Here is a 19,628-nt window from a genome sequence, read left to right on the forward strand (position 1 = left end):
GTGATTCGGTCAGGTCGGGGCCGTCATTGCCGCAGTACGGCCGCCAGACTGCCGGCCAGGTCCTGCAGGCGGCTCAGGTTGTGCACGGCCAGCATGCCGTGCGCCTCTCGGTGCAGCACCGATGCGCCGCGCGCCGCTGGCACATAGCCCTCAAAACGCAGCAGTGGGTTGAGCCACAGCAGGCGCGCGCAGTGGCGGCGCAGCCAGGCGAGCTCCTGCCCCAGCAGTTGGGGCGCGCCCGTGTCCAGGCCGTCGGTGATCAGCAGCACCAGCGTGCGCCGGCCCACCAGCCGGCGCGCATGGCGCAGCCGCAGGGTGCGCAGGCTCTCGCCCATGCGGGTGCCGCCGGCAAAATCGTCGATGGCATGGCTGGCAGTCTCCAGCATGGCATCGGTGTCCGCGAGGCGAAAGGCCGGGGTCAGGTCCGTGAGGCCGGTGCCGAAGGCGAACACGTCGCGCCGCAACGCGCCCGCGCGGCGCGGCGCCGTGGCGGCGTGCAAAAAGGCCAGCAGCAGCCGTGCATAGCGCTCCATGGAACCAGACACGTCCACCAGCACCAGCAGCGGCAGGGGCTGGCGGCAGCGCTGCAGCAGCGGCACCCGCAGGAATTCACCGCCCGTGCGCGCCGCCTGGTGCATGGCGCCAGGCCAGTGCGGTCGGGTGCCGCGCGCTCCGGGCCGGGTGCGGCGCGCGGCAAAATCGGGCAGTGGCAGCGGAATCTCGCGCGCGAGCTGCGCCACCAGCCGGTACTCGCTGGCCGAAAGCTGGTTGAAATCGGCCTGGCGCAGGCGCTGCATGTCGCTGGCGGTCATCGCGGCGTCGAAATCGACCTTGTCCTCCTCGCGCGGCGGGGCGTTGCGTGCGGCGCGCACAGGCGCCAGCGCCTCGCTCACGCGCGGGCGGCGTTTCACAGGCTCGGCTTTCGATTCGGCGCTGGGCAGCATCTGGGCCAGCAGCTTCTGCGCCACGTTGGGGTTCTTGAAGTAGGCATCGAACAGTTCGCGGAACACCAGCCGATCCTGCTCGCGGCTGACAAGCACGGTCTCCAGCGCGGCCGCGAAGTCCTGGCGCGGCATGCCGACCAGCATCACCGCCTGCTGGGCCAGCGCCATGCGCGCAGCATCCACGCGCACACCGGCACGGCGCAGGGTGCGGCCAAAGCCCGTGAGGTTGTCGGCCAGCTTGCCGGTGCGCGCATCGCCGAGCTGGGATGCCGTGGCGGCGGAGGGTGCGGCATTCATGTCAGCCCGCTTCTTCCACCGGCTTCAGCAACTCTGCCGCCATGTCCTTCGTAAGCGCCGCCACGTCCTCGCGCTGCTTGAACAGAATGCCGGCGGTGTCGGAGACGATCTCGGGGTCCACCACCAGGGTGTCGAGCGCCACCAGCGCCTTGGCCCACTCCACGCTCTCTGCGATGCCGGGCGCGCGCTGGAAGGCATTGGCAAACGGCTGGCTGCGCAGCCGGTGCACGAAGTCGGCCACCTGCGCGGCCAGGGCTTCGCTGGCACTGGGCACCTGGGCGCGCACGATGGCCAGCTCGCGCTCGCGCTCGGGATAGTCGAGCCAGTGGTACAGGCAGCGGCGCTTGACGGCATCGTGCAGGTCGCGCGTGCGGTTGCTGGTGAGCAGGGTCACCGGGGTGGCCGTGGCGCGCACCGTGCCGATCTCGGGAATGCTGACCTGGTACTCACCCAGGTATTCGAGCAGAAAGGCCTCGAAGGGCTCGTCAGCCCGGTCCACCTCGTCGATCAGCAGCACGGCGCCGGGTGCGGGGGCCTGCAGCGCCTGCAGCAGCGGGCGGCGGATCAGGTAGCGCTCCTGGTAGACCTCGGCTTCGATGTCCCTGGCACCGCCGAGCGCTGCACGGCCGCCCGAAGGCGCGAGCGCCCCCTCGGGGGGCAGCGAGGACACGCCAGTGCCGAGCGTGGGGGCATGGTGCACGAGTTCTGCTGCGCGCATGTGGAGTAGCTGCGCTGCATAGTTCCACTCGTACAGCGCCTCGCGCTGCTCCAGGCCGTCGTAGCACTGCAAACGGATCAGGCTGCGCGCCAGCACTTCGGACAACGCCTTGGCCAGCGCCGTCTTGCCCACGCCGGGCTCGCCTTCGAGCAGCAGCGGGCGCTGCAGCCTGAGGGCCAGGAACACGGCGGTCGCCAGGCGCCGGTCGGCGAAATAGCCCACGCGCTGCAGGGCCTGCACCAGGTCGTCGATGGAGGCCAGTTCTGGTGGCAAGGCGTCAGCCCAGCATCTGCGCCACGGCCCGCTGCGTCTGCACGCTGATCAGGTTGGCACGGTAGATGGCGCTGGCGTGAATGTCGGTGTTCAGGTCGCTGGCGTCCACCTTCACCCCGGCGGCCGAGGCCACCGAGAAGTCCTTGTTCAGCGCGGCCTCCAGTGCCTGCTGGCGGAACACGCTGCTCGCGGCACCGGTGACGGCCACGCGCACGCCGGCATCGGTCTGCGCGACGAACACGCCTACCAGCGAGAAGCGCGAAGCCGCCTGCTTGAACTTGAGGTAGGCCGCGCGTTTCGGGACGGGGAAGCGGATCGCGGTGATCAGTTCGCCCTCCTGCAGCGCCGTGGTGTACATGCCCACGAAGAAGTCGTCCGCCGCGATCTCGCGCTGGTCGGTGATGACGGTGGCGCCCAGGCCCAGCACAGCGCTGGGGTAGCAGGCCGCAGGGTCGTTGTTGGCCACCGAGCCGCCCAGCGTGCCGCGGGCGCGCACCTGGCGGTCGCCGATGTGTGCGGCCAGGTCGGCCAGCGCGGGGATGGCCGCCTTGACCTCGGCGCTGCCGGCCACGTCCATGTGCCGCGCCATTGCGCCGATCACCAGGGCATTGCCTTCGCGGCGGATGCCCGCCAGTTCAGGAATGCCATTCAGATCGATGATCTGGCCCGGATTGGCCAGGCGCAGCCGCATGGAGGGCAGCAGGCTCTGGCCGCCCGCGATGGGCTTGCCGCCCGCAGCCGCCAGGCGCGCCGCATCGGCCACGCTGGCCGGGGTTTCGTAGGTGAATGCGTACATGGTGCTTCTCCTCAGGCCTTGGCGGATTGAATGGCATCCCACACGCGGTGAGGAGAGGCCGGCATGTCGAAATCCTTCACGCCCAGCGGGCGCAGGGCGTCGAGCAAGGCGTTGATCACCGCCGGCGGCGAGCCGATGGCGCCGGCCTCGCCGCAGCCTTTGGTACCGAGCGGGTTGTGCGTGCAGGGCGTGCAGACATGGCCGAGTTTGAACTCAGGGAAGTCGTCGGCGCGCGGCATGGCGTAGTCCATGAAGCTGCCGGTGAGCAACTGGCCCGTCTCGCGGTCGTACACGCAGTTCTCCATCAGCGCCTGGCCGATGCCCTGCACCAGCCCGCCATGCACCTGGCCCTCGACGATCATGGGGTTGATGATGGTGCCGAAGTCGTCCACCGCCGTGAAGCGGTCCACCCGGGTGGAGCCGGTCATGGGGTCCACCTCCACCTCGCAGATGTAGGTGCCGGCCGGGAAGGTGAAGTTGGTGGGGTCGTAGAAGGCGGTTTCGTTGAGCCCCGGCTCGAGCTTGTCGAGCGGGTAGTTGTGCGGCACGTAGGCCGTGAGCGCCACCTGGCCGAAGGGGATCTTCTTGTCCGTGCCGCGCACGGTGAACTCGCCGCCGCTGAAGTCGATGTCGGCATCGCTGGCCTCCATCAGGTGGGCGGCGATCTTCTTGGCCTTGGCCTCGATCTTGTCCAGCGCCTTCATGATGGCCGCCCCGCCCACGCTGATGGAGCGCGAGCCGTAGGTGCCCATGCCGAAGGGCACGCGGCCGGTGTCGCCGTGCACGATGTCCACGTTCTCCACCGGGATGCCCAGGCGCGCGGCCACCACCTGCGCGAAGGTGGTCTCGTGCCCCTGGCCATGGCTGTGCGAGCCGGTGAACACCGTCACGCTGCCCGTGGGGTGCACGCGCACCTCGCCGCACTCGAACAGGCCGGCGCGTGCGCCCAGGGCCCCGGCGATGTTCGACGGCGCGATGCCGCAGGCCTCGATGTAGCTGCTGTAGCCCACGCCGCGCAGCAGGCCCTTGGCGGCGCTGGCGCTCTTGCGCGCCTCGAAGCCGGCCACGTCGGCCAGCTCCTGCGCCTGGTTCATGCAGGCGTGGTAGTCGCCCACGTCGTACTGCAGCGCCACCGGCGTCTGGTAGGGGAAGGTGGTGATGAAGTTGCGCTTGCGGATCTCATCCTGCGACAGGCGCAGCTCCCACGCGCAGCGGGTGACCAGGCGCTCGAGCAGGTAGGTGGCCTCGGGCCGGCCCGCCCCGCGGTAGGCGTCGACCGGCGAGGTGTTGGTGAACCAGGCGTCCACCTCCACGTAGACCTGCGGCGTGGTGTACTGCCCGGCCAGCAGCGTGGCGTACAGGATGGTGGGCACGGCGCTGGCAAAGGTCGACAGGTAGGCACCCATGTTGGCATCGGTGTGCACGCGCATGGCCAGGAACTTGCCGTCCTTGTCCATGGCCATCTCGGCATGGCTCACATGGTCGCGGCCATGCGCGTCCGTGAGGAAGGACTCGCTGCGGTCGGCCACCCACTTGATGTTGCGGTTGAGCTTCTTGGCGGCCCAGGTCAGGCACACGTCCTCGGCGTACAAAAAGATCTTGGAGCCGAAGCCGCCGCCCACGTCGGGTGCGATCACGCGCACCTTGTGCTCGGGCAAGCCCATCACGAAGGCCGTCATCAACAGCCGTTCCACGTGCGGGTTCTGGTTGCTGACGTACAGCGTGTACTCGTCGTTGGCGCGGCTGTACGAACCGATGGCCGTGCGCGGCTCCATCGCGTTGGGGATCAGGCGGTTGTTCACCAGGTCGAGCTGCGTCACGTGCGCGGCACTGGCGAACACCGAGTCCACCGCGCCCTTGTCGCCGATGGCCCATTTGTAGCAGTGGTTGTCGGCCGCGGCATCGTGCAGGCCCGCACCGGCCACCTTGCCGGCAGCAGCATCGGCCACGCTGACCACGGCGGGCAACACGTCGTAATCCACCTCCACCAGTTCGGCCGCGTCGCGCGCCTGCTGCTGCGTGAGGGCCACGATCATGGCCACTTGGTCGCCCACGTAGCGCACCTTGCCCTGCGCCAGGATGGGGTGCGGCGGCTCCTTCATGGGCTGGCCATCGGTGCTGGTGATGAGCCAGCCGCAGGGCAGGCCGTTGATGTTGTCGGCCGCCACGTCGGTGCCGACGAACACACCCAGCACACCGGGCGCGGCCTTGGCGGCGTCGATGTTGATGCTATTGATGCGAGCGTGGGCATGCGGTGAACGCAGGAACACGGCATGGCTCTGCGCGGCCAGCACCACATCGTCGGTGTACTGGCCGGCACCGGTCAGAAAGCGGTAGTCTTCCTTGCGGCGAAGCGATTCACCGATGTGGGGAAGCTTGGAAAAGTCGGATGCACCCATGGTCTTGTCTCCTGGTGGAATGAGGGACGTGACTCAGGCGGAGGCCATGGCTTTTTGGCCATGCTGCACCGCGCGCACGATGTTCTGGTAGCCGGTGCAGCGGCAGATGTTGCCCTCCAGCAGCTCGCGGATCTCGCCCTCGCTGGCCTGGGGATGGTTCTTGCACAGGTCCACCGCACTCATCACCATGCCCGGCGTGCAGAAGCCGCATTGCAGGCCATGGCACTCCTTGAAGGCCGCCTGCATGGGGTGCATGGTGCCGTCGGGCGCGGCCAGCCCCTCGATGGTCTGCACGTCGGCACCCTGGGCCTGCACGGCCAGCATGGCGCAGGATTTGACGGCCCGGCCGTTGACGTGCACGGTGCACGCGCCGCACTGGCTGGTGTCGCAGCCCACGTGCGTGCCGGTGAGCAGCAGGTGCTCTCGCAGCGCGTGGACCAGCAGGGTGTTGGGGGGAACGTCAACGCTGGCCGCGCGGCCGTTGACGGTGAACTGGACTTGCATCTGGCTGTCTCCTCGGGAGGGTGTTGGCTGGATCTGCAAGCCGCATCTTGGGCTGGGCGCGGGGCCCGATTCCTAGGGTCAACCCTAGATTCATGGCGCGCTGCGGCGGATATTCTCAAAATGAAACATGTTGCAGTGCACACCCGCGCATCATGCGGATTGCCTGCCGGTGCCGCGACCGCACCGCCAAGGCCCGCCAAGCCAGCCGTCCACCAGCCAGCCACACCCGGGAGTCGCCATGCTGTCCGCCGCCCTGCCCCCGCCCGCCGAGCGCCAGGCCCTGATTGCGCAGGCGCGCACCGCCCTGCTCAGCCAGGGGCAGGTGCCGGCCGCCCTGGGCATCGAGCCCTGGATCGTGCGCTCCTGGCTGCGCTGCCTGGCGCTGGGGCGCGCGCCCGGCCAGCGCGTGGCCTTCGACCTGGTGAGCGCGGCCATGCTGCGCAACCTGGCCGAACAGCATCGCCACCTGCTGCAGGCCGCCCGCCCCGTGCTGGCCCACCTGACCCGCGCGATTGCCGGCATGCACTACTTCGCGATCCTCACCGACACGCGCGGCGTGGTGGTGGATGTGCAGGGCGCACTCGACCGCCACGATGCGCGCGTGCGCGCCATCGGCCGCGTGGGCATCGACCTGTCGGAGGCGGCCGTGGGCACCACCGCCATCGGTGCTGCCCTGGCCGAACTGCAGCCCGTGTGGCTGCACCGGGGTGAGCACTTCTTCAACGACAACACCAGCTACAGCTGCGCCGGTGCACCGCTGTTCGACCCGCAGGGCCAGTGCATCGGCATGCTCGACCTGACGGGCGTGGACGTGCCCGAGCGGCCGGAGCTGCGCCACCTGGTGACCCGGTCCGCACGCGCCATCGAAGACGCGCTGCTGCTGCAGTTGCCCCACGCCCTGCTGCTGCGCCTGAACTGGCCCGGCAGCACGCTGGGCGGCGAGGGCGACGGGCTGATGCTGCTGGACGCCGATGGCTACGTGGTGGGCACCAACCGCACGGCACGCCAGTTGGTGCCGCAACCGCTGCGCGCGCCGGGCACCCGGCCCCATGCAGGGGATTTGCTGGCGCTGCCCTGGCCGCTGCTGTTCGACGCCGCGCTGCAATCGCGCAGCGGCCCCGTGCCGATGGACATGCCCTTGTGGTCAGGCCTGCGTCTGCAGGGGTTGGCCCTGCCCGCCCGGCCTGCCGGCCAGGGCAGCAGCCTGGCACCATTGCTGGCACCGGCGCCTGGGCACGCTGCGGCCAGCGCACCGCTGCGCGAAGCCGAAACCGCGCTGATACGCCAGGCCGTGCAGGACGCCCGCGGCAATGTGGCCGAAGCGGCGCGCGCGCTGGGTATCAGCCGGGCAACCGTCTACCGCAAGCTGGGCACGCCCAGGGGGCACTGAAGAGGCTCCGCTCAGCCCTGCGCGAGCGCGATCACCACGGCGTTGTCCTGCACCACCAGCAGCACGCGGCTGCCGGCGCGCAGGCCGCTGTCGGGCGCGGCAAAACCCACCATCTGGATGCCCCCTGCGAGCTCGGCGGACACCTCGTCACCGGTGTCACCGCGCACCACGCGCACGGCCTTGGCGGGCAGGCGGCAGATCCCGGGTTCGGGGCGGGGCTGCGCCGCAGCGGCGCGCTCCACCCGCACCGCCGTGGCCTTGCACAGCGCCTGCACCACCAGGCCAGGCGCCAGGCCCAGCAGTTCGGCACTCTCGCGGGTGATGCGGGCGCTGAGGAAGGCATCGGCATCCCCCACGCGGCCCAGGTGCACGCGCACGATCTGGCCGAGCATTTCAAGCCGCTGGACGGCGCAGGGCCACTGGTTGCGCATGCTGGTGCGCACCGCCAGGCGCGCTGCCGCAGGGCCTGCTTGGCCCTCCCAGCGGGCCAGCACGGCGCTGCGCGCCTCGGCCATGGCATCGGCGGCGGCCAGCAACTGGTGGCCGGCATCGGTCAATTGCGCGCCGCCGCCGCCGGCGCCGCCCACGGCGCGGTCCACCAGGGGCGTGCCCGCCAGGTTGGTCAGGGTGTCGAGTGCCTGCCAGGCGGCCTTGTAGCTCACGCCCACGGCGCGCGCAGCCTGCGAGATGGAGCCGCCCGCGCCGATCTCGCGCAGGATGGCGATGCGCTTGTCGGCCATGTCATGGCTGAGCGCGCCGGCGAACGAAACAGAGGAGGTGCCGGGCATCGGGCGACGATGCGGTGCCTAGCGCCGGTTGCCCAGTGCCAGCACCGAGATGCCCGAAGCGATGAAGGTCACGCCGGCGCCGGTGTTGAGCCATTTCGTGGAACGCGGGCGCTGCGCAAGCCAGCCCGACAGCTGCGCCGCACAACTGCCCAGCACCGAGAAGATGACGGCCGTGAGCACCGCGAAGATGGCGCCGTACACCAGCATCTGCGTGGCCACCGGGCCGCGCGATGCATCGACGAACTGGGGGATGAAGGCCAGCACGAACAGCCCCGGCTTGGGGTTGAGCACGTTGGAGAACAAACCCACGCCGAACACCTTGGCCAGCGGCTGGCGCGCCGCCGGCGTGAACGAGATCAGGTTGCCCGACGTGAGGGCCTTGTACCCCAGGTACAGCAGGTAGGCGGCGCCCGCGATCTTGACCGCCCAGAAGGCCAGCGGCGAGGCCTGCACGATGAGCGTGAGCCCCAGCGTGGCGGCCACCGTGTGCACCATGATGCCCAGGCCTGCGCCGATGGAGGACAGCACGGCCGCCAGGCGCCCCTGGCTCAGGCCGCGGCTGATGGCCAGGATGTTGTCCGGCCCCGGCGCGAAGACCACGATGATCACGGCGGCAAGGTAGGCGGCGAGGATTTCGGTGGGGAACATCATGGCCACAGTGTAGAACCAACCCGACCGGGTGCAGTGGCATCCAGGCCTGCGCTCGCACGCCGCCGTGGCGGTGCTTCTATACTTTCGCTATTCCATCACTGAATAGCGCTTGCGCGCCCTACCGCCATGCAGATGCCCAACGCCCGCCTTCTCACCCTTCTCACCCTTCTCAGCGCCATCGGCCTGGCCTTCGCTGGCGCCACTGCGGCCCATGCCGAGCAGGTGTCGGTGGCCGTGGCCGCCAACTTCACGGCGCCCATGCAGAAGATCGCCGCCGCGTTCGAGGCCGACACAGGCCACAAGGCCGAGCTGTCGTTCGGCGCCACGGGCAAGTTCTATGCGCAGATCACCAACGGCGCGCCGTTCCAGATATTGCTGTCGGCCGACGACACCACGCCTGCCAAGCTCGAACGCGAGGGCAAGGTGGTGGCCAACTCGCGCTTCACCTACGCCATTGGCACGCTGGTGCTGTGGAGCGCCAAGGAGGGCTACGTGGACGACAGGGGCGCGGTGCTCAAGAACGGCGACTTCAAGCACCTGGCCATTGCCAACCCCAAGCTGGCCCCCTACGGCCTGGCCGCCACGCAGGTGATGGACACGCTCGGCCTCGCGGCCACGCTGCAGCCGCGCTTCGTGCAGGGTGAGAACATAGCGCAGACCTACCAGTTCGTGGCCACGGGCAATGCGCAGCTGGGCTTTGTGGCCCTGTCGCAGGTGATGGTGGACGGCAAGATCGCGAAGGGATCGGCCTGGCAGGTGCCGGCCGACATGCACGAGCCGATCCGCCAGGATGCGGCACTGCTGGAAACCGGCAAGGGCAATGCAGCGGCCACGGCGCTGATGCAATATCTGAAGACTGACAAGGCGAAAGCCATCATCAAATCTTACGGATATAGTTTCTAAATAGTTTCTGCACGAGCCCTCTCCCCTGTCCATGCCCTTTTCCAGCGCCGATCTTGCGGCCATCGGCCTCACGCTTCGGCTGGCGGGCACCACCATGGCGCTGCTGCTGGTGCTGTGCACGCCGCTGGCCTGGTGGCTGGCGCACACGCCCTCGCGCTGGCGCGGGCCGGTGTCGGCCGTGGTGGCGCTGCCGCTGGTGCTGCCGCCCACGGTGATCGGTTTTTACCTGCTGGTGACCATGGGGCCCAACGGGCCCGTCGGGCAGTTCACGCAGTGGCTGGGCATTGGCACCCTGCCCTTCACCTTCTGGGGGCTGGTGATGGGCTCGCTGATCTATTCGTTGCCTTTTGCGGTGCAGCCGCTGCAGGCGGCGTTCGAGGCCATCGGCAGCCGGCCGCTCGAAGCGGCGGCCACGCTGGGCGCGGGGCCGCTGGACCGCTTTTTCACCGTGGCATTTCCGCTGGCGCGCCCGGGCTTCATCACCGCCGCCATCCTGAGCTTTGCGCACACGGTGGGCGAGTTCGGCGTGGTGCTTATGCTGGGCGGCAACATCCCGGGGGTGACCCGCGTGGTCTCGGTGCAGATCTATGACCATGTGGAAGCGCTTGAATACACGCAGGCGCACTGGCTGGCGGGTGGCATGGTGCTGTTCTCCTTCGTGGTGCTGCTGGGGCTGAACCTCACGCGCCGCCGCGCGTCCATGGTGTCCTGATGGCCGCAGTCGACCAGATTGCCGCACGCCTGGTGCTCGCCCGCCCCGGCGGCTTCACGCTGGACGTGGACCTGCAGTTGCCCGGGCGCGGCGTCACCGCACTGTTCGGCCCCTCGGGCTGCGGCAAGACCACCTGCCTGCGCGCCATCGCGGGGCTGGCGCGCGCCGAGCCGGGCCGGGTGGTGGTCAACGGCGAGGTCTGGCAGGACGACGGCCAGCGCATCTGGCGGCCCACGCACCAGCGTGCGCTGGGCTATGTGTTCCAGGAGGCCAGCCTGTTCGAACACCTGAGCGTGCGCGGCAACATCGACTATGGCCGCAAACGCACGCCCCGGGAGCGGCCCACCGTGGCGCTGGACCAGGCGGTGGACCTGCTGGGCATCGCCCACCTGATGGACCGCCGGCCGCACGCGCTCTCGGGCGGCGAGCGGCAGCGCGTGGCCATGGCCCGATCCCTGGCCACCGGGCCGCGCGTGCTGCTGATGGACGAGCCCCTGGCCGCACTGGACGGGGAGCGCAAGGCCGAGGTGCTGCCCTACCTGGAGCGTCTGCACCAGGCGCTGGACATACCCGTGCTGTACGTGAGCCACGCCATCGACGAGGTGGCGCGCCTGGCTGCGCACATGGTGCTGATGCAGGACGGGCGGGTGCTGGCCAGTGGACGCACCGAAGACATGCTGGTGCGGCTGGACCTGCCACTGGCGCATGGCGATGCAGCCGCCTCGGTGGTCGAGGGCACGGTGCTGCGCCACGACGCGGCTGACCATATCACCACCGTGCAGTTCGCCGGCGGCCAACTGCTGCTGGCCAGCGCCACGGCCCGGCCGGCAGGCGAGCCGGTGCGCCTGCGCATCCAGGCGCGCGATGTGAGCCTGACCCTGGCCGAGCAGGTGGACACCAGCATCCTCAACATCCTGCCCGCCACGGTGGTGCAGGTCAGCGAAGACAGCCCCGGGCAGTGCATGGTGGCGCTCGATGCCGGCCCCACGCGGCTGCTGGCGCGGGTGACCCAGCGCTCGGCTGTGGCCCTGGCGCTGGAGCCGGGCCAACGCGTGTACGCCCAGGTCAAGGGCGTTGCCATCGTGAACTGATCTCCGAGGGCCTTTCGTCACGGACAATCCCGCAGGCCTCGCCATCGGCAGGTCGTATGATGACTGCACACGATTTGGGGGGAAGGGACAGAATGTTTTCAATCGGGCACGACACCGCGCAGATGTTCGCGGTGGGCTTTCCGCCGCTGCTGCACAGCCTGCTGTTCTGGATCTTCGCGTCGCTGGTGGTGCATGTGTGCCAGCGGCTCGTGGAGCACACGGCCTTTGCCATCGACCCGTCGAGCCGGCGCATCAGCGGATCGCAGGCCGCCCTGTGCATCGGCTGCGTGGTCTGGGCGCTGGACGTGGTGGGCATGCTCATGTATGCCGAGTTGGCTGGCCATACGCTGGGCCTGGTGCCGGCGCTCACGGGCCTGGTCATCATGGCACTGAGCGCGCGGCTGACCGTTCCCACACTGAGCACCAGCACCCGCAAGGCGCGCATCCTGCTGGCCGGGGCCGGGCTGTCGCTGGGCATGCTGGCCGCGCACTTCACCATCTCCGAAGGCTATGTATCGAGCTACGCGCGGGTGAACGGTCTGGCCATCGTGCTGGCCCTGGCCACGGCCATAGGCATCACCGCGTACACCTCGATACGCCACCGCGCGGCCAAGATGAAGGCCCTGACGCGCATCTACATTCCCCAGCAATGGCACGACAAGCTGCTGGCCGGCGCCGCCATCCTGGTGCTGCACTGGCTGCTGGTGAACACCTTTCCCCTGGAATGGCCCGACAGCGCCGCCCCCACAGACGGGGTGGCTCTGCTGGTGATCGTGCTGCTGTTCGGCATGGCCATCGCCACCGAGCAGTTGAGCAACATGCGCTTCGACCAGGCGCGCCAGCAGTTGCTGCGCCGCGGCCTGTCCTTGATGCGCACGTCGAGCTACGAAGTGCACCCACCCGAGGGAGACATTCAGCTGTCCCTGATCGCGGACCAGTTGCCGATGCTGCTGCAGCCCGATCAACTGGCCCTGCACTTCCAGCCCATTGTCGACCTGGACCGCGGCGAGGTGCAGTTCGAGGCGCTGCTACGTGTGCGAAGCGAGCTGCTCGGGACCATCCACCCCGAAGCCTTCCTGCTGGTCTGCGAACTGCAGGGCAAGACCCCCCTGGTAGACCGGCTGATCCTGGTCAACGCCATGGCCTCGGCCTGCCGTTGGCGTGGCGAAGGCATGGCAGGCGCGAAGTTCAGCGTGAACGTGGCGCCGGCCACCCTGCTCGAAGAAGGCTTTGCGCCCTGGCTGCAGGCCGAGCTCTCGCGCCATGCCCTGCCCGGCAGTTGCCTCAAGCTGGAGCTGACCGAGCACGCGCTGATCGCCAGCGGCCCGCGCATGCTCGAATCCATCCGCCACCTGCAGGCCATCGGCGTGGGCGTGCTGATGGACGACTTCGGCGCGGGCTATTCCTCGCTGGGCATGCTGGCCGACCTGCCGATCGCCGGCATCAAGTGCGACCGCCTCTTCGTGCGCCAGCTGACCCAGGACCCGCGGCGCCAGTCGATGCTGCGGCATGTGGGGGCGCTGGCCAGCGAGTTCGGCCTGTCGGTGGTGGTGGAAGGGGTCGAAACCCCGGCCGAGCTGCAGACCCTGGCGGCCTGCGGGCTTGCCACCATCCAGGGCTATGTCTTTTGCAAGCCCATGCCGGCCGCCGACGTGCCCGGCTGGAACCAGACCCAATGGCCCCAGCGCCTGGCCGCACTGCGGGCACAGCTGGGCACCACAGCCGGTGTGCCGGGCGCGGGCGGTGCCCCTGCAGCGCCCGCCCAGTGGATGCAGACGCAGGGGTCCGGCCGATGAGCGCAACACCGTTGACCGTGCTGGTCCTGGGGGGCTACGGCAACTTCGGCGCACGCATCTGCCGGGCACTGGCAGGCGACAGCAGCATCCACCTGCTGGTGGCCGGCCGCAGCGCCGCCCGTGCCCAGGCCCTGGCCGCCACGCTGGGCCCGAGTGCCCGGGGCGTCGCGCTGGACCACACCGCACCCGGCCTGGTTGAGGCATTGCGCGCGCACGGCGTGGGCCTGGTGGTCCACACGGCAGGGCCGTTCCAGGCGCAGGGCTATTCGGTGGCCGAGGCGGCCGCCGAAGCGGGCGCCCACTACATCGACCTGGCCGACGGACGCCGCTTCGTCTGCGACTTCCCTGCGGCGCTGCATGCCCGGTTCACGGCGGCGGGGCGCACGGCGGTCTGCGGGGCCAGCACGGTGCCGGCGCTGTCGTCGGCCGTGGTGGACCACCTGTGCGCCGGCTGGCAGCGCATCGACAGCATCGACACCTGCATCGCCCCGGCCCAGCGCGCACCGCGCGGCCAGGCCACGCTGGCGGCCGTCCTCAGCTACTGCGGCGAAGCCATTGCCGTGTGGGAGCAAGGCCGCTGGCAGAACCGGCTCGGCTGGGCGGCGCCCACCCCGGTGCAGTTCCAGCGCCTGCGCCCCCGCCTGGCGGCGATGTGCGACATCCCCGACCTGGAGCTGCTGCCCGCCCACTACCGGGTCACGCAGCGCGTGAGCTTTCGCGCCGCGCTCGAAGTGGGCCTGGCCCAGCGCGCCTTTGCCGCCATCGCCGCACTGCGCGCCTGGGGCGTGCTGCGCCGCCCCGAGCGCCTGGCCGGACTCATGCACCACACCGGCGGGGTGTTCGACTTTTTGGGAACGCCGCTGGGCGGCATGGTGGTGCGCGTGGCCGGCGCCGATGCAGAGGGCGCGCTGCGGCACCGTGCCTGGCACATTGCCGCCGACAACGACCATGGCCCCGAGATCCCGTGCATGGCCGCCATCCTGCTGGCGCGCCAGCTCGCGCGCGGCGAGGCCGTTCCACCCATCCTGCCCATTGGTGCGCACACCAGCACCAGCCTGCTGCCCCTGGATGCCTTCGCCCCCGAGTTCGCGAAGTGGGGCATGCTGACGGATGTGGTGGAAGAGGCCACCACCCCGTGAGCGACGCACAACGCCGCCTGCTGCGCTACAGCCTGGTCTTCGTCTGGCTTGCCACCGCAGTCGTCAGCGTCTGGGAGCTCGACGGCCAGAGCCGGCAATTGCTGGCCACCCTGCCCTTCAGCAGCCCCGAACTCATCACCGCCCTGGTGCTGGCCGGCGCCGCCGCCGATGCCGTGGTGGGCCTGTGGATCGCCTTGTGGCCCGGCCGCGCCGCGTATGCCGTGGCGCTGCTGCTGATGGTGGCGATGACGCTGCTGGCCACCGCCATCGAGCCGGCCTGGTGGCTGCACCCCTTCGGCCCGCTGACCAAGAACCTGCCGATCGCGGCCATCCTGATCGTGCTGCTGCGCGACGCCAAGCCATGAGCCTGTACCTCACCCTGAAATGGATCCACATCTTCTCCAGCGTGCTGCTGGTGGGCACGGGCCTGGGTTCGGCCTACTACATGTTCTTTGCCAACCGCAGCGGCAACCTGCAGGCCCAGGCCGTGGTGGCGCGGCTGGTGGTGCGGGCGGACTGGTGGTTCACCACGCCCACGGTGTTCATTCAGCCTGCCACGGGGCTGGCCATGGCGCACCTGGCAGGGCTGCCGCTGTCCACGCCCTGGCTCGCCGTGTCGCTGGCGCTCTTCGCCCTGGCAGGCCTGTGCTGGCTGCCCGTGGTGTGGCTGCAGTTGCGCATGCGCGCCCTGGCCCAGCAGGCGCTTGACGCCGGCAGCGACGCCCTTCCCGCCACCTACTGGCGCTATGCGCGCTGGTGGGAGGCGCTGGGCTACCCGGCCTTCGTGGCCATGGCCGTGGTGTTCTACCTCATGGTGGCCAAGCCTTCCTTGGATTTTTGAGCACCCTTCAGGGCGCTGCAAAGCCCATTCGCCTGAACACCGCCTGGGCCGGTTCCGAGCGCAGGGTCTGCACGAATGCATGGGCGGCGGGCGGTGCGTCCGCACGCACCGACACGCCGTAGGCCGCGCCCACCTGCAGTTCGGGAGGCACCTGCACCACCTGCAGGCGCGGCAGTTCGCGCTGGCTGGCAATGGCGTTGGTGCAGTAGGTCAGAAAGACATCGGCCTGCCCCTGGTCCATGATCCAGGCATAGGTGCCGCGCCCGGCGGGGGGCTTGGGCGAGTGGGCACCGCCCGTGAGCTGCAATGCCTTGGCGTCCAGCACCGCGAAGGCCCCCGGCTGCACCGCCTCGGCACGCCGGAACAGCTCCCAGGCATAGTCGCCCGACGGGTCCGCGAGCGGCGTGGAGGTGCCCACGCGGATGTCGGGCCGCAGCAGGGTCGCCAGCAGCGTGGTGGAAGCCACCTGCACCTGCTCGCCGGCCAACGCGCACAGGCCGTTGCGCACAAACACCACCGGCGCCTGCCAGCCGCCCCGGGCCGCCAGGCGCGCCGGGTGCTGCGTATCGGCCGAAGCGAACACCTGGGCCGGCGCGCCGTGCTCGATGCGCTCGCGCAGCAGGCCCGAGGCGCCGAAGCTCAGTTCCACCGGCTGGCCGGTGCGCGCCTGGTGCGCGGCGCCCACCTCGGTGAACACCTCGCGCAGGCTGCCCGCGGCATAGACCTGCAGCGCCACGGGCGGGCTAGCGCAGCCCGCCATGGCCAGCATGGCCCCTGCCACCAGGGCCGTGGGCATCCACCGGTGCATGGCGCGGGCCCACCCCTACTTGCCGGCGTTCGGGAAGAACAGCTGTTCGCCGCCGATCTTGTAGCCGGCGATGCTGGCCTGCCCGCCGGGCGAGACCACCCAGTCCACGAACTTCTGTGCGTCCTGCACCTTGACCTGCGGGTGCTTGGCCGGGTTGACCACCATCACGCCGTACTGGTTGAACAGGCGGGTGTCGCCCTCCACCAGCACCACCATGTCGGCGCGGTTCTTGAAGTTGAGCCAGGTGCCCCGGTCGGCCAGCACGTAGGCGCCGCTGGAGGCGGCGATGTTCAGCGCCGGGCCCATGCCACAGCCGCATTCCTTGTAGCCGCTGCCCTTGGCGGCGTCGGCGCCCGCGAGCTTCCAGTAGCGCAGCTCGGCGGCGTGCGTGCCGCTCTTGTCGCCGCGCGAGATGAAGGCGACGTTTCCGGTGGCCAGCTTCTTCAGGGCCTCGACGATGTCCTTGCCCTGCGTGCCGGCCGGGTCGGCCTTGGGGCCCACGAGGACAAAGTCGTTGTACATCACCGGGTAGCGCTTGACGCCCCAGCCATCGGCCACGAACTTCTCCTCGGCCACCTGGTCGTGCACGAAGAGCACGTCGGCGTCGCCGCGGCGCGCCATGTCCAGCGCCTGGCCGGTGCCCAGGGCCACCACCTTGATGTCGATGCCGCTGGCCTTCTTGAACTCGGGCAGCAGGTAGCCGAACAGGCCCGACTGCTCGGTGGAGGTGGTGGACGCCATGGTGATGGTGGCCTGCGCCAACGCCGCGCCGTGCGCGAAGACGATGGCCAGTGCGACCACATGGGGCGCGAACGACAGGCGGCTGCGTGGGGTCTTGTAGTGGTGTCTCATCCGATTTCTCCTTTGACGAACAAACGCGCGGCCTCCGGCAGGGGGCCGTTGAAAAACTCGTGCACCGGCAGGTCGGCCACGATGCGGCCCTGCTCCAGGTAGACCACGCGGCTGGCCAGCCGCTTGACCTGGCCCAGGTTGTGGCTGCTGAAGACCATGGTCACGGCCTGCGCGCTGCCATCTGCAGGGCTGGCTGCGAGGTCGGCCATCAGGCCCTCGACCTCGCGCTTGGCATGCGGGTCCAGGCTGGCGGTGGGCTCGTCGAGCAGCAGCACGCCGGGCTGCAGGGCCCAGGCCCGCGCCAGCGCCACCCGCTGCTGCTGCCCGCCCGAGAGGGTGCGCGCGTTCTGCTGTGCTATGGATTCGAGCCCCACGCGCCGCAGTGCCGCCAGCGCCTGGGCCCGCGCATCGCGCCAGCGCGTGCCGCGCAGCCACAGGGCCAGCGCCACGTTGTTCCGGGCGCTGGTGCGCAGCATGTGCGGGCGCTGGAACAGCATGGCCTGGCGCTGCCTGGCACCACGCTGTACCTGGCCGGCACTGGGTGCCACCAGGCCGTGCAGCACGCGCAGCAGGGTGCTCTTGCCGCTGCCGTTGGCACCCACCAGGGCCACGCGCTCACCGGGGGCAATGCGCAGGTCGATGTCGGCCAGCGCCTGCACGCGCCCATAGCGCACGGCCACGCCGTGCAGGTCGATCACCGGGGAGGCTACCGGCACAGTCACAGGCACGGCCATGGGAAGGGGCGCCGGATGCCTCATGCCGCCACCCCCACCAGGGCGTCGGACGTGCCGCCGTCCACGCGTTCGCGCCAGCGGCGCAGCAGTGCGATCAGCACGTTGAGCGCCAGCACCACGCCCAGCAGCACCAGGCCCAGCGCCAGCGCCAGGGGCAGGTCGCCCTTGCTGGTCTCCAGCGCGATGGCCGTGGTCATGACCCGGGTGAAGCCATCGATGTTGCCGCCCACGATCATCACTGCGCCGACCTCGGAGATGGCACGGCCGAACGAGGCGATGAGCACGGTGAGCAGCGCATAGCGCTCGTCCCAGGCCAGCAGCAGGCTGCGCAGCAACGTGCCGGCGCCCAGCGAGCGCAGCTGCTCGCCATGGGCCCGTTCGGCGTCTTCCACCACCTGGCGCGTGAGCGCGGTGACCACCGGCAACACCAGGATGGCCTGGGCCAGCACCATGGCCTTGAAGCTGAACAGCCAACCCAGGGCACCGAGCGGGCCGCTGCGCGACAGCAGCAGGTACACCACCAGCCCCACCACCACCGAGGGCACGGCCAGCAGGGTGTTGAGCACCGCCAGCACCGCGCCCCGGCCCGCGAAACGGGCCACGCCCAGCCAGGCCCCGAGCACCAGGCCCGCGGCGCACGCCAGCGCACAGGCCGTGGCGCTGACCGACAGGGAACGCCCGACGATGGTCCACAGCGCCGGGTCGGCCGACAGGGTGAGTTCGAGGGCGGTGGCGGCGCTTTGCGTCAGGGTGGACATGCTTGGGCTATCGTAGAGACCTCCTCCATCTCCAGCGATATGAACGTCCGTGCATAGGGTCCAACTTCACTACACGCTCAGCCGCAACGCGGGCGACGCCCAGATCCGCAACCCCCTGCCCGAACTGCTGCAGGCAGTGGCCGAGGAAGGCTCCATCTCAGGCGCGGCGCGCGCGCTGCAGCTGTCGTACCGCCATGTCTGGGGCGCCCTCAAGCGCTGGGAGGAACAGTTGGGGGGCGAACTCATCATCTGGGGCAAGGGCCAATCCGCCCAGCTCAGCGAGTTCGGCGCCAAGTTGCTGTGGGCCGAGCGCCAGGCCCAGGCCCGGCTGACGCCGCAGATCGCCGCCCTGCACGCCGACCTGGAGCGCGCCTTCGCCGTGGCCTTCGACGACCAGGCGCATGTGCTCACCATGTACGCCAGCCATGACGATGCCCTCGCTGCGCTGCGCGCCTACGCCGCCACGCCGGGCGAGACCGGTGCGCTGCACCTGGACATCCGCTTCACCGGCAGCGTGGACGCGATCCGGGCGCTCAACGAAGGCCGCTGTACGATGGCCGGCTTCCACACCCGGGAGGCCCCCGCCGCCGATTCGCTGGCCGCGCGCACCTACAAGCCCCTGCTGCGGCCGGGGCGCCACAAGATCATCGGCTTTGCGCAGCGCACCCAGGGGCTGATCGTCGCGCGGGGCAACCCGCTGGGCCTGCAGACATTGGCCGACGTGGCCCGCCAGGGCGTGCGCTTCGTGAACCGGCCCCTGGGCACCGGCACCCGGGTGCTGCTGGACGACCTGCTGGCGCAATCGGATCTGGGCCCTGGCGACCTGCAAGGCTATGAGCGCCACGAGCCTTCGCACACGGCCGTGGCCCAGGCGGTGGCGGCGGGCGCCGCCGACGTGGGCATGGGCATCGAACTGGCGGCCCATGCCCGGGGGCTGGGCTTCGTGCCCCTGGTGCAGGAGCGCTACCACCTGGCCTGCCTGAAGTCGACACTGGAGCAGCCGGCCACCCAGGCGCTGCGCGACCTGCTGCAGACCCCTGCCTGGCAGGCGCAGATGGCGGCGCTGCCAGGCTACGCACCCATGCACTGCGGCGAGGTGCTGTCCATGAGCGCCGTGCTGCCCTGGTGGCAGTTTGCCCAGCCCAAGCGCAGCCAGAGGCCGCCGGCATTCTGAATGCGCAATGCCCTGGACTGGCCCCGTCACACAAACCAGCAGTGCCTCGCGGTACAACTG

At 70.1% G+C, this 19,628-nt stretch carries 20 protein-coding genes; 9 read left to right on the forward strand and 11 right to left on the reverse strand.

Features of this window, described 5'->3' with window-relative positions:
• Nucleotides 1-23: 23 nt before the first annotated feature.
• Genes ASE28_RS02990 through ASE28_RS03010 form a run of 5 tightly spaced genes read right to left on the reverse strand, consistent with a single transcriptional unit; the run spans nucleotide 24 to nucleotide 5,931 of the window.
• Nucleotides 24-1,241, reverse strand: a complete 1,218-nt coding sequence (locus tag ASE28_RS02990) for a VWA domain-containing protein (RefSeq protein WP_057264577.1) — start codon at nucleotides 1,239-1,241, stop codon at nucleotides 24-26.
• Nucleotide 1,242: 1 nt separating this feature from the next.
• Complete coding sequence (locus tag ASE28_RS02995) at nucleotides 1,243-2,232, reverse strand: MoxR family ATPase (RefSeq protein ID WP_057264578.1); 990 nt, start codon at nucleotides 2,230-2,232, stop codon at nucleotides 1,243-1,245.
• A gap of 4 nt (nucleotides 2,233-2,236) precedes the next feature.
• Complete coding sequence (locus ASE28_RS03000; protein ID WP_057264579.1) at nucleotides 2,237-3,028, reverse strand: xanthine dehydrogenase family protein subunit M; 792 nt, start codon at nucleotides 3,026-3,028, stop codon at nucleotides 2,237-2,239.
• Between the two features lie 11 nt (nucleotides 3,029-3,039).
• On the reverse strand, nucleotides 3,040-5,427 hold the full coding sequence (locus ASE28_RS03005; protein WP_057264580.1) for a xanthine dehydrogenase family protein molybdopterin-binding subunit: 2,388 nt from the start codon (nucleotides 5,425-5,427) through the stop codon (nucleotides 3,040-3,042).
• A gap of 33 nt (nucleotides 5,428-5,460) precedes the next feature.
• The gene (locus tag ASE28_RS03010) at nucleotides 5,461-5,931 is read right to left on the reverse strand and encodes a (2Fe-2S)-binding protein (RefSeq protein WP_057264581.1); all 471 of its coding nucleotides are present in this window, start codon (nucleotides 5,929-5,931) and stop codon (nucleotides 5,461-5,463) included.
• Between the two features lie 238 nt (nucleotides 5,932-6,169).
• On the opposite strand from ASE28_RS03010, the gene ASE28_RS03015 reads away from it, so the two are divergent.
• Entirely contained in the window at nucleotides 6,170-7,321 is a 1,152-nt protein-coding gene (locus ASE28_RS03015) for a helix-turn-helix domain-containing protein (protein ID WP_057264582.1), read from the forward strand.
• Nucleotides 7,322-7,332: 11 nt separating this feature from the next.
• Here ASE28_RS03015 and ASE28_RS03020 read toward each other — a convergent pair whose 3' ends face one another.
• Together ASE28_RS03020 and ASE28_RS03025 are read right to left on the reverse strand one after the other, a co-directional pair.
• Nucleotides 7,333-8,109 (reverse strand): TOBE domain-containing protein, encoded by a 777-nt coding sequence (locus ASE28_RS03020; protein WP_057264583.1) that lies wholly within the window; start codon nucleotides 8,107-8,109, stop codon nucleotides 7,333-7,335.
• A gap of 18 nt (nucleotides 8,110-8,127) precedes the next feature.
• A complete protein-coding gene (locus tag ASE28_RS03025) occupies nucleotides 8,128-8,760 on the reverse strand; it encodes a LysE family translocator (protein WP_235516032.1) in 633 nt (210 codons plus the stop codon).
• Between the two features lie 126 nt (nucleotides 8,761-8,886).
• Between ASE28_RS03025 and modA the strand changes: the two genes are divergently transcribed.
• From modA to ASE28_RS03060, 7 genes are all read left to right on the forward strand, one after another.
• Complete coding sequence (gene modA / locus ASE28_RS03030; RefSeq protein WP_082607872.1) at nucleotides 8,887-9,663, forward strand: molybdate ABC transporter substrate-binding protein; 777 nt, start codon at nucleotides 8,887-8,889, stop codon at nucleotides 9,661-9,663.
• Nucleotides 9,664-9,694: 31 nt separating this feature from the next.
• Nucleotides 9,695-10,375: a molybdate ABC transporter permease subunit gene (gene modB, locus ASE28_RS03035; protein ID WP_057264585.1), complete on the forward strand. Its 681-nt coding sequence runs from the start codon at nucleotides 9,695-9,697 to the stop codon at nucleotides 10,373-10,375.
• Complete coding sequence (gene modC, locus ASE28_RS03040; protein ID WP_057264587.1) at nucleotides 10,375-11,466, forward strand: molybdenum ABC transporter ATP-binding protein; 1,092 nt, start codon at nucleotides 10,375-10,377, stop codon at nucleotides 11,464-11,466. Before modB ends, modC begins: the two co-directional genes overlap by 1 nt.
• 92 nt (nucleotides 11,467-11,558) lie before the next feature.
• Nucleotides 11,559-13,262: an EAL domain-containing protein gene (locus tag ASE28_RS03045; protein ID WP_057264589.1), complete on the forward strand. Its 1,704-nt coding sequence runs from the start codon at nucleotides 11,559-11,561 to the stop codon at nucleotides 13,260-13,262.
• Complete coding sequence (locus tag ASE28_RS03050) at nucleotides 13,259-14,401, forward strand: saccharopine dehydrogenase NADP-binding domain-containing protein (protein WP_057264591.1); 1,143 nt, start codon at nucleotides 13,259-13,261, stop codon at nucleotides 14,399-14,401. Before ASE28_RS03045 ends, ASE28_RS03050 begins: the two co-directional genes overlap by 4 nt.
• Nucleotides 14,398-14,766, forward strand: coding sequence for a DoxX-like family protein (locus tag ASE28_RS03055; RefSeq protein ID WP_057264593.1), 369 nt, complete (start codon nucleotides 14,398-14,400; stop codon nucleotides 14,764-14,766). The genes ASE28_RS03050 and ASE28_RS03055 overlap by 4 nt, the downstream gene beginning before the upstream one ends.
• On the forward strand, nucleotides 14,763-15,242 hold the full coding sequence (locus ASE28_RS03060; protein WP_057264595.1) for a DUF2269 domain-containing protein: 480 nt from the start codon (nucleotides 14,763-14,765) through the stop codon (nucleotides 15,240-15,242). The genes ASE28_RS03055 and ASE28_RS03060 overlap by 4 nt, the downstream gene beginning before the upstream one ends.
• 7 nt (nucleotides 15,243-15,249) lie before the next feature.
• Here the strand turns inward: ASE28_RS03060 and ASE28_RS03065 are convergent, their stop codons facing one another.
• From ASE28_RS03065 to ASE28_RS03080, 4 genes are read right to left on the reverse strand one after another with little or no spacing between them, the layout of a single operon-like run.
• On the reverse strand, nucleotides 15,250-16,050 hold the full coding sequence (locus tag ASE28_RS03065; RefSeq protein WP_057264597.1) for a molybdate ABC transporter substrate-binding protein: 801 nt from the start codon (nucleotides 16,048-16,050) through the stop codon (nucleotides 15,250-15,252).
• Between the two features lie 15 nt (nucleotides 16,051-16,065).
• Nucleotides 16,066-16,902, reverse strand: coding sequence for an extracellular solute-binding protein (locus ASE28_RS03070; RefSeq protein ID WP_057264599.1), 837 nt, complete (start codon nucleotides 16,900-16,902; stop codon nucleotides 16,066-16,068).
• Nucleotides 16,899-17,636 (reverse strand): phosphate ABC transporter ATP-binding protein, encoded by a 738-nt coding sequence (locus ASE28_RS03075; RefSeq protein ID WP_235516033.1) that lies wholly within the window; start codon nucleotides 17,634-17,636, stop codon nucleotides 16,899-16,901. Before ASE28_RS03075 ends, ASE28_RS03070 begins: the two co-directional genes overlap by 4 nt.
• Before the next feature lie 20 nt (nucleotides 17,637-17,656).
• The gene (locus ASE28_RS03080; RefSeq protein WP_057201259.1) at nucleotides 17,657-18,394 is read right to left on the reverse strand and encodes an ABC transporter permease; all 738 of its coding nucleotides are present in this window, start codon (nucleotides 18,392-18,394) and stop codon (nucleotides 17,657-17,659) included.
• A gap of 49 nt (nucleotides 18,395-18,443) precedes the next feature.
• On the opposite strand from ASE28_RS03080, the gene ASE28_RS03085 reads away from it, so the two are divergent.
• Nucleotides 18,444-19,568: a substrate-binding domain-containing protein gene (locus ASE28_RS03085; RefSeq protein ID WP_057264603.1), complete on the forward strand. Its 1,125-nt coding sequence runs from the start codon at nucleotides 18,444-18,446 to the stop codon at nucleotides 19,566-19,568.
• Nucleotides 19,569-19,628 lie beyond the last annotated feature (60 nt).

This window comes from Acidovorax sp. Root219 (assembly GCF_001428665.1).
GTDB lineage: Bacteria > Pseudomonadota > Gammaproteobacteria > Burkholderiales > Burkholderiaceae_C > Acidovorax.

Bases quoted from the DNA above. Each gene is read 5' to 3' on its own strand.
- ASE28_RS02990 (WP_057264577.1), bottom strand. From the start codon at position 1,241: ATGAATGCCGCACCCTCCGCCGCCACGGCATCCCAGCTCGGCGATGCG.
- ASE28_RS03000 (WP_057264579.1), bottom strand. From the start codon at position 3,028: ATGTACGCATTCACCTACGAAACCCCGGCCAGCGTGGCCGATGCGGCG.
- ASE28_RS03005 (WP_057264580.1), bottom strand. From the start codon at position 5,427: ATGGGTGCATCCGACTTTTCCAAGCTTCCCCACATCGGTGAATCGCTT.
- ASE28_RS03010 (WP_057264581.1), bottom strand. From the start codon at position 5,931: ATGCAAGTCCAGTTCACCGTCAACGGCCGCGCGGCCAGCGTTGACGTT.
- ASE28_RS03015 (WP_057264582.1), top strand. From the start codon at position 6,170: ATGCTGTCCGCCGCCCTGCCCCCGCCCGCCGAGCGCCAGGCCCTGATT.
- ASE28_RS03020 (WP_057264583.1), bottom strand. From the start codon at position 8,109: ATGCCCGGCACCTCCTCTGTTTCGTTCGCCGGCGCGCTCAGCCATGAC.
- ASE28_RS03025 (WP_235516032.1), bottom strand. From the start codon at position 8,760: ATGATGTTCCCCACCGAAATCCTCGCCGCCTACCTTGCCGCCGTGATC.
- modA (WP_082607872.1), top strand. From the start codon at position 8,887: ATGCAGATGCCCAACGCCCGCCTTCTCACCCTTCTCACCCTTCTCAGC.
- modB (WP_057264585.1), top strand. From the start codon at position 9,695: ATGCCCTTTTCCAGCGCCGATCTTGCGGCCATCGGCCTCACGCTTCGG.
- modC (WP_057264587.1), top strand. From the start codon at position 10,375: ATGGCCGCAGTCGACCAGATTGCCGCACGCCTGGTGCTCGCCCGCCCC.
- ASE28_RS03045 (WP_057264589.1), top strand. From the start codon at position 11,559: ATGTTTTCAATCGGGCACGACACCGCGCAGATGTTCGCGGTGGGCTTT.
- ASE28_RS03050 (WP_057264591.1), top strand. From the start codon at position 13,259: ATGAGCGCAACACCGTTGACCGTGCTGGTCCTGGGGGGCTACGGCAAC.
- ASE28_RS03060 (WP_057264595.1), top strand. From the start codon at position 14,763: ATGAGCCTGTACCTCACCCTGAAATGGATCCACATCTTCTCCAGCGTG.
- ASE28_RS03065 (WP_057264597.1), bottom strand. From the start codon at position 16,050: ATGCACCGGTGGATGCCCACGGCCCTGGTGGCAGGGGCCATGCTGGCC.
- ASE28_RS03070 (WP_057264599.1), bottom strand. From the start codon at position 16,902: ATGAGACACCACTACAAGACCCCACGCAGCCGCCTGTCGTTCGCGCCC.
- ASE28_RS03075 (WP_235516033.1), bottom strand. From the start codon at position 17,636: ATGGCCGTGCCTGTGACTGTGCCGGTAGCCTCCCCGGTGATCGACCTG.
- ASE28_RS03080 (WP_057201259.1), bottom strand. From the start codon at position 18,394: ATGTCCACCCTGACGCAAAGCGCCGCCACCGCCCTCGAACTCACCCTG.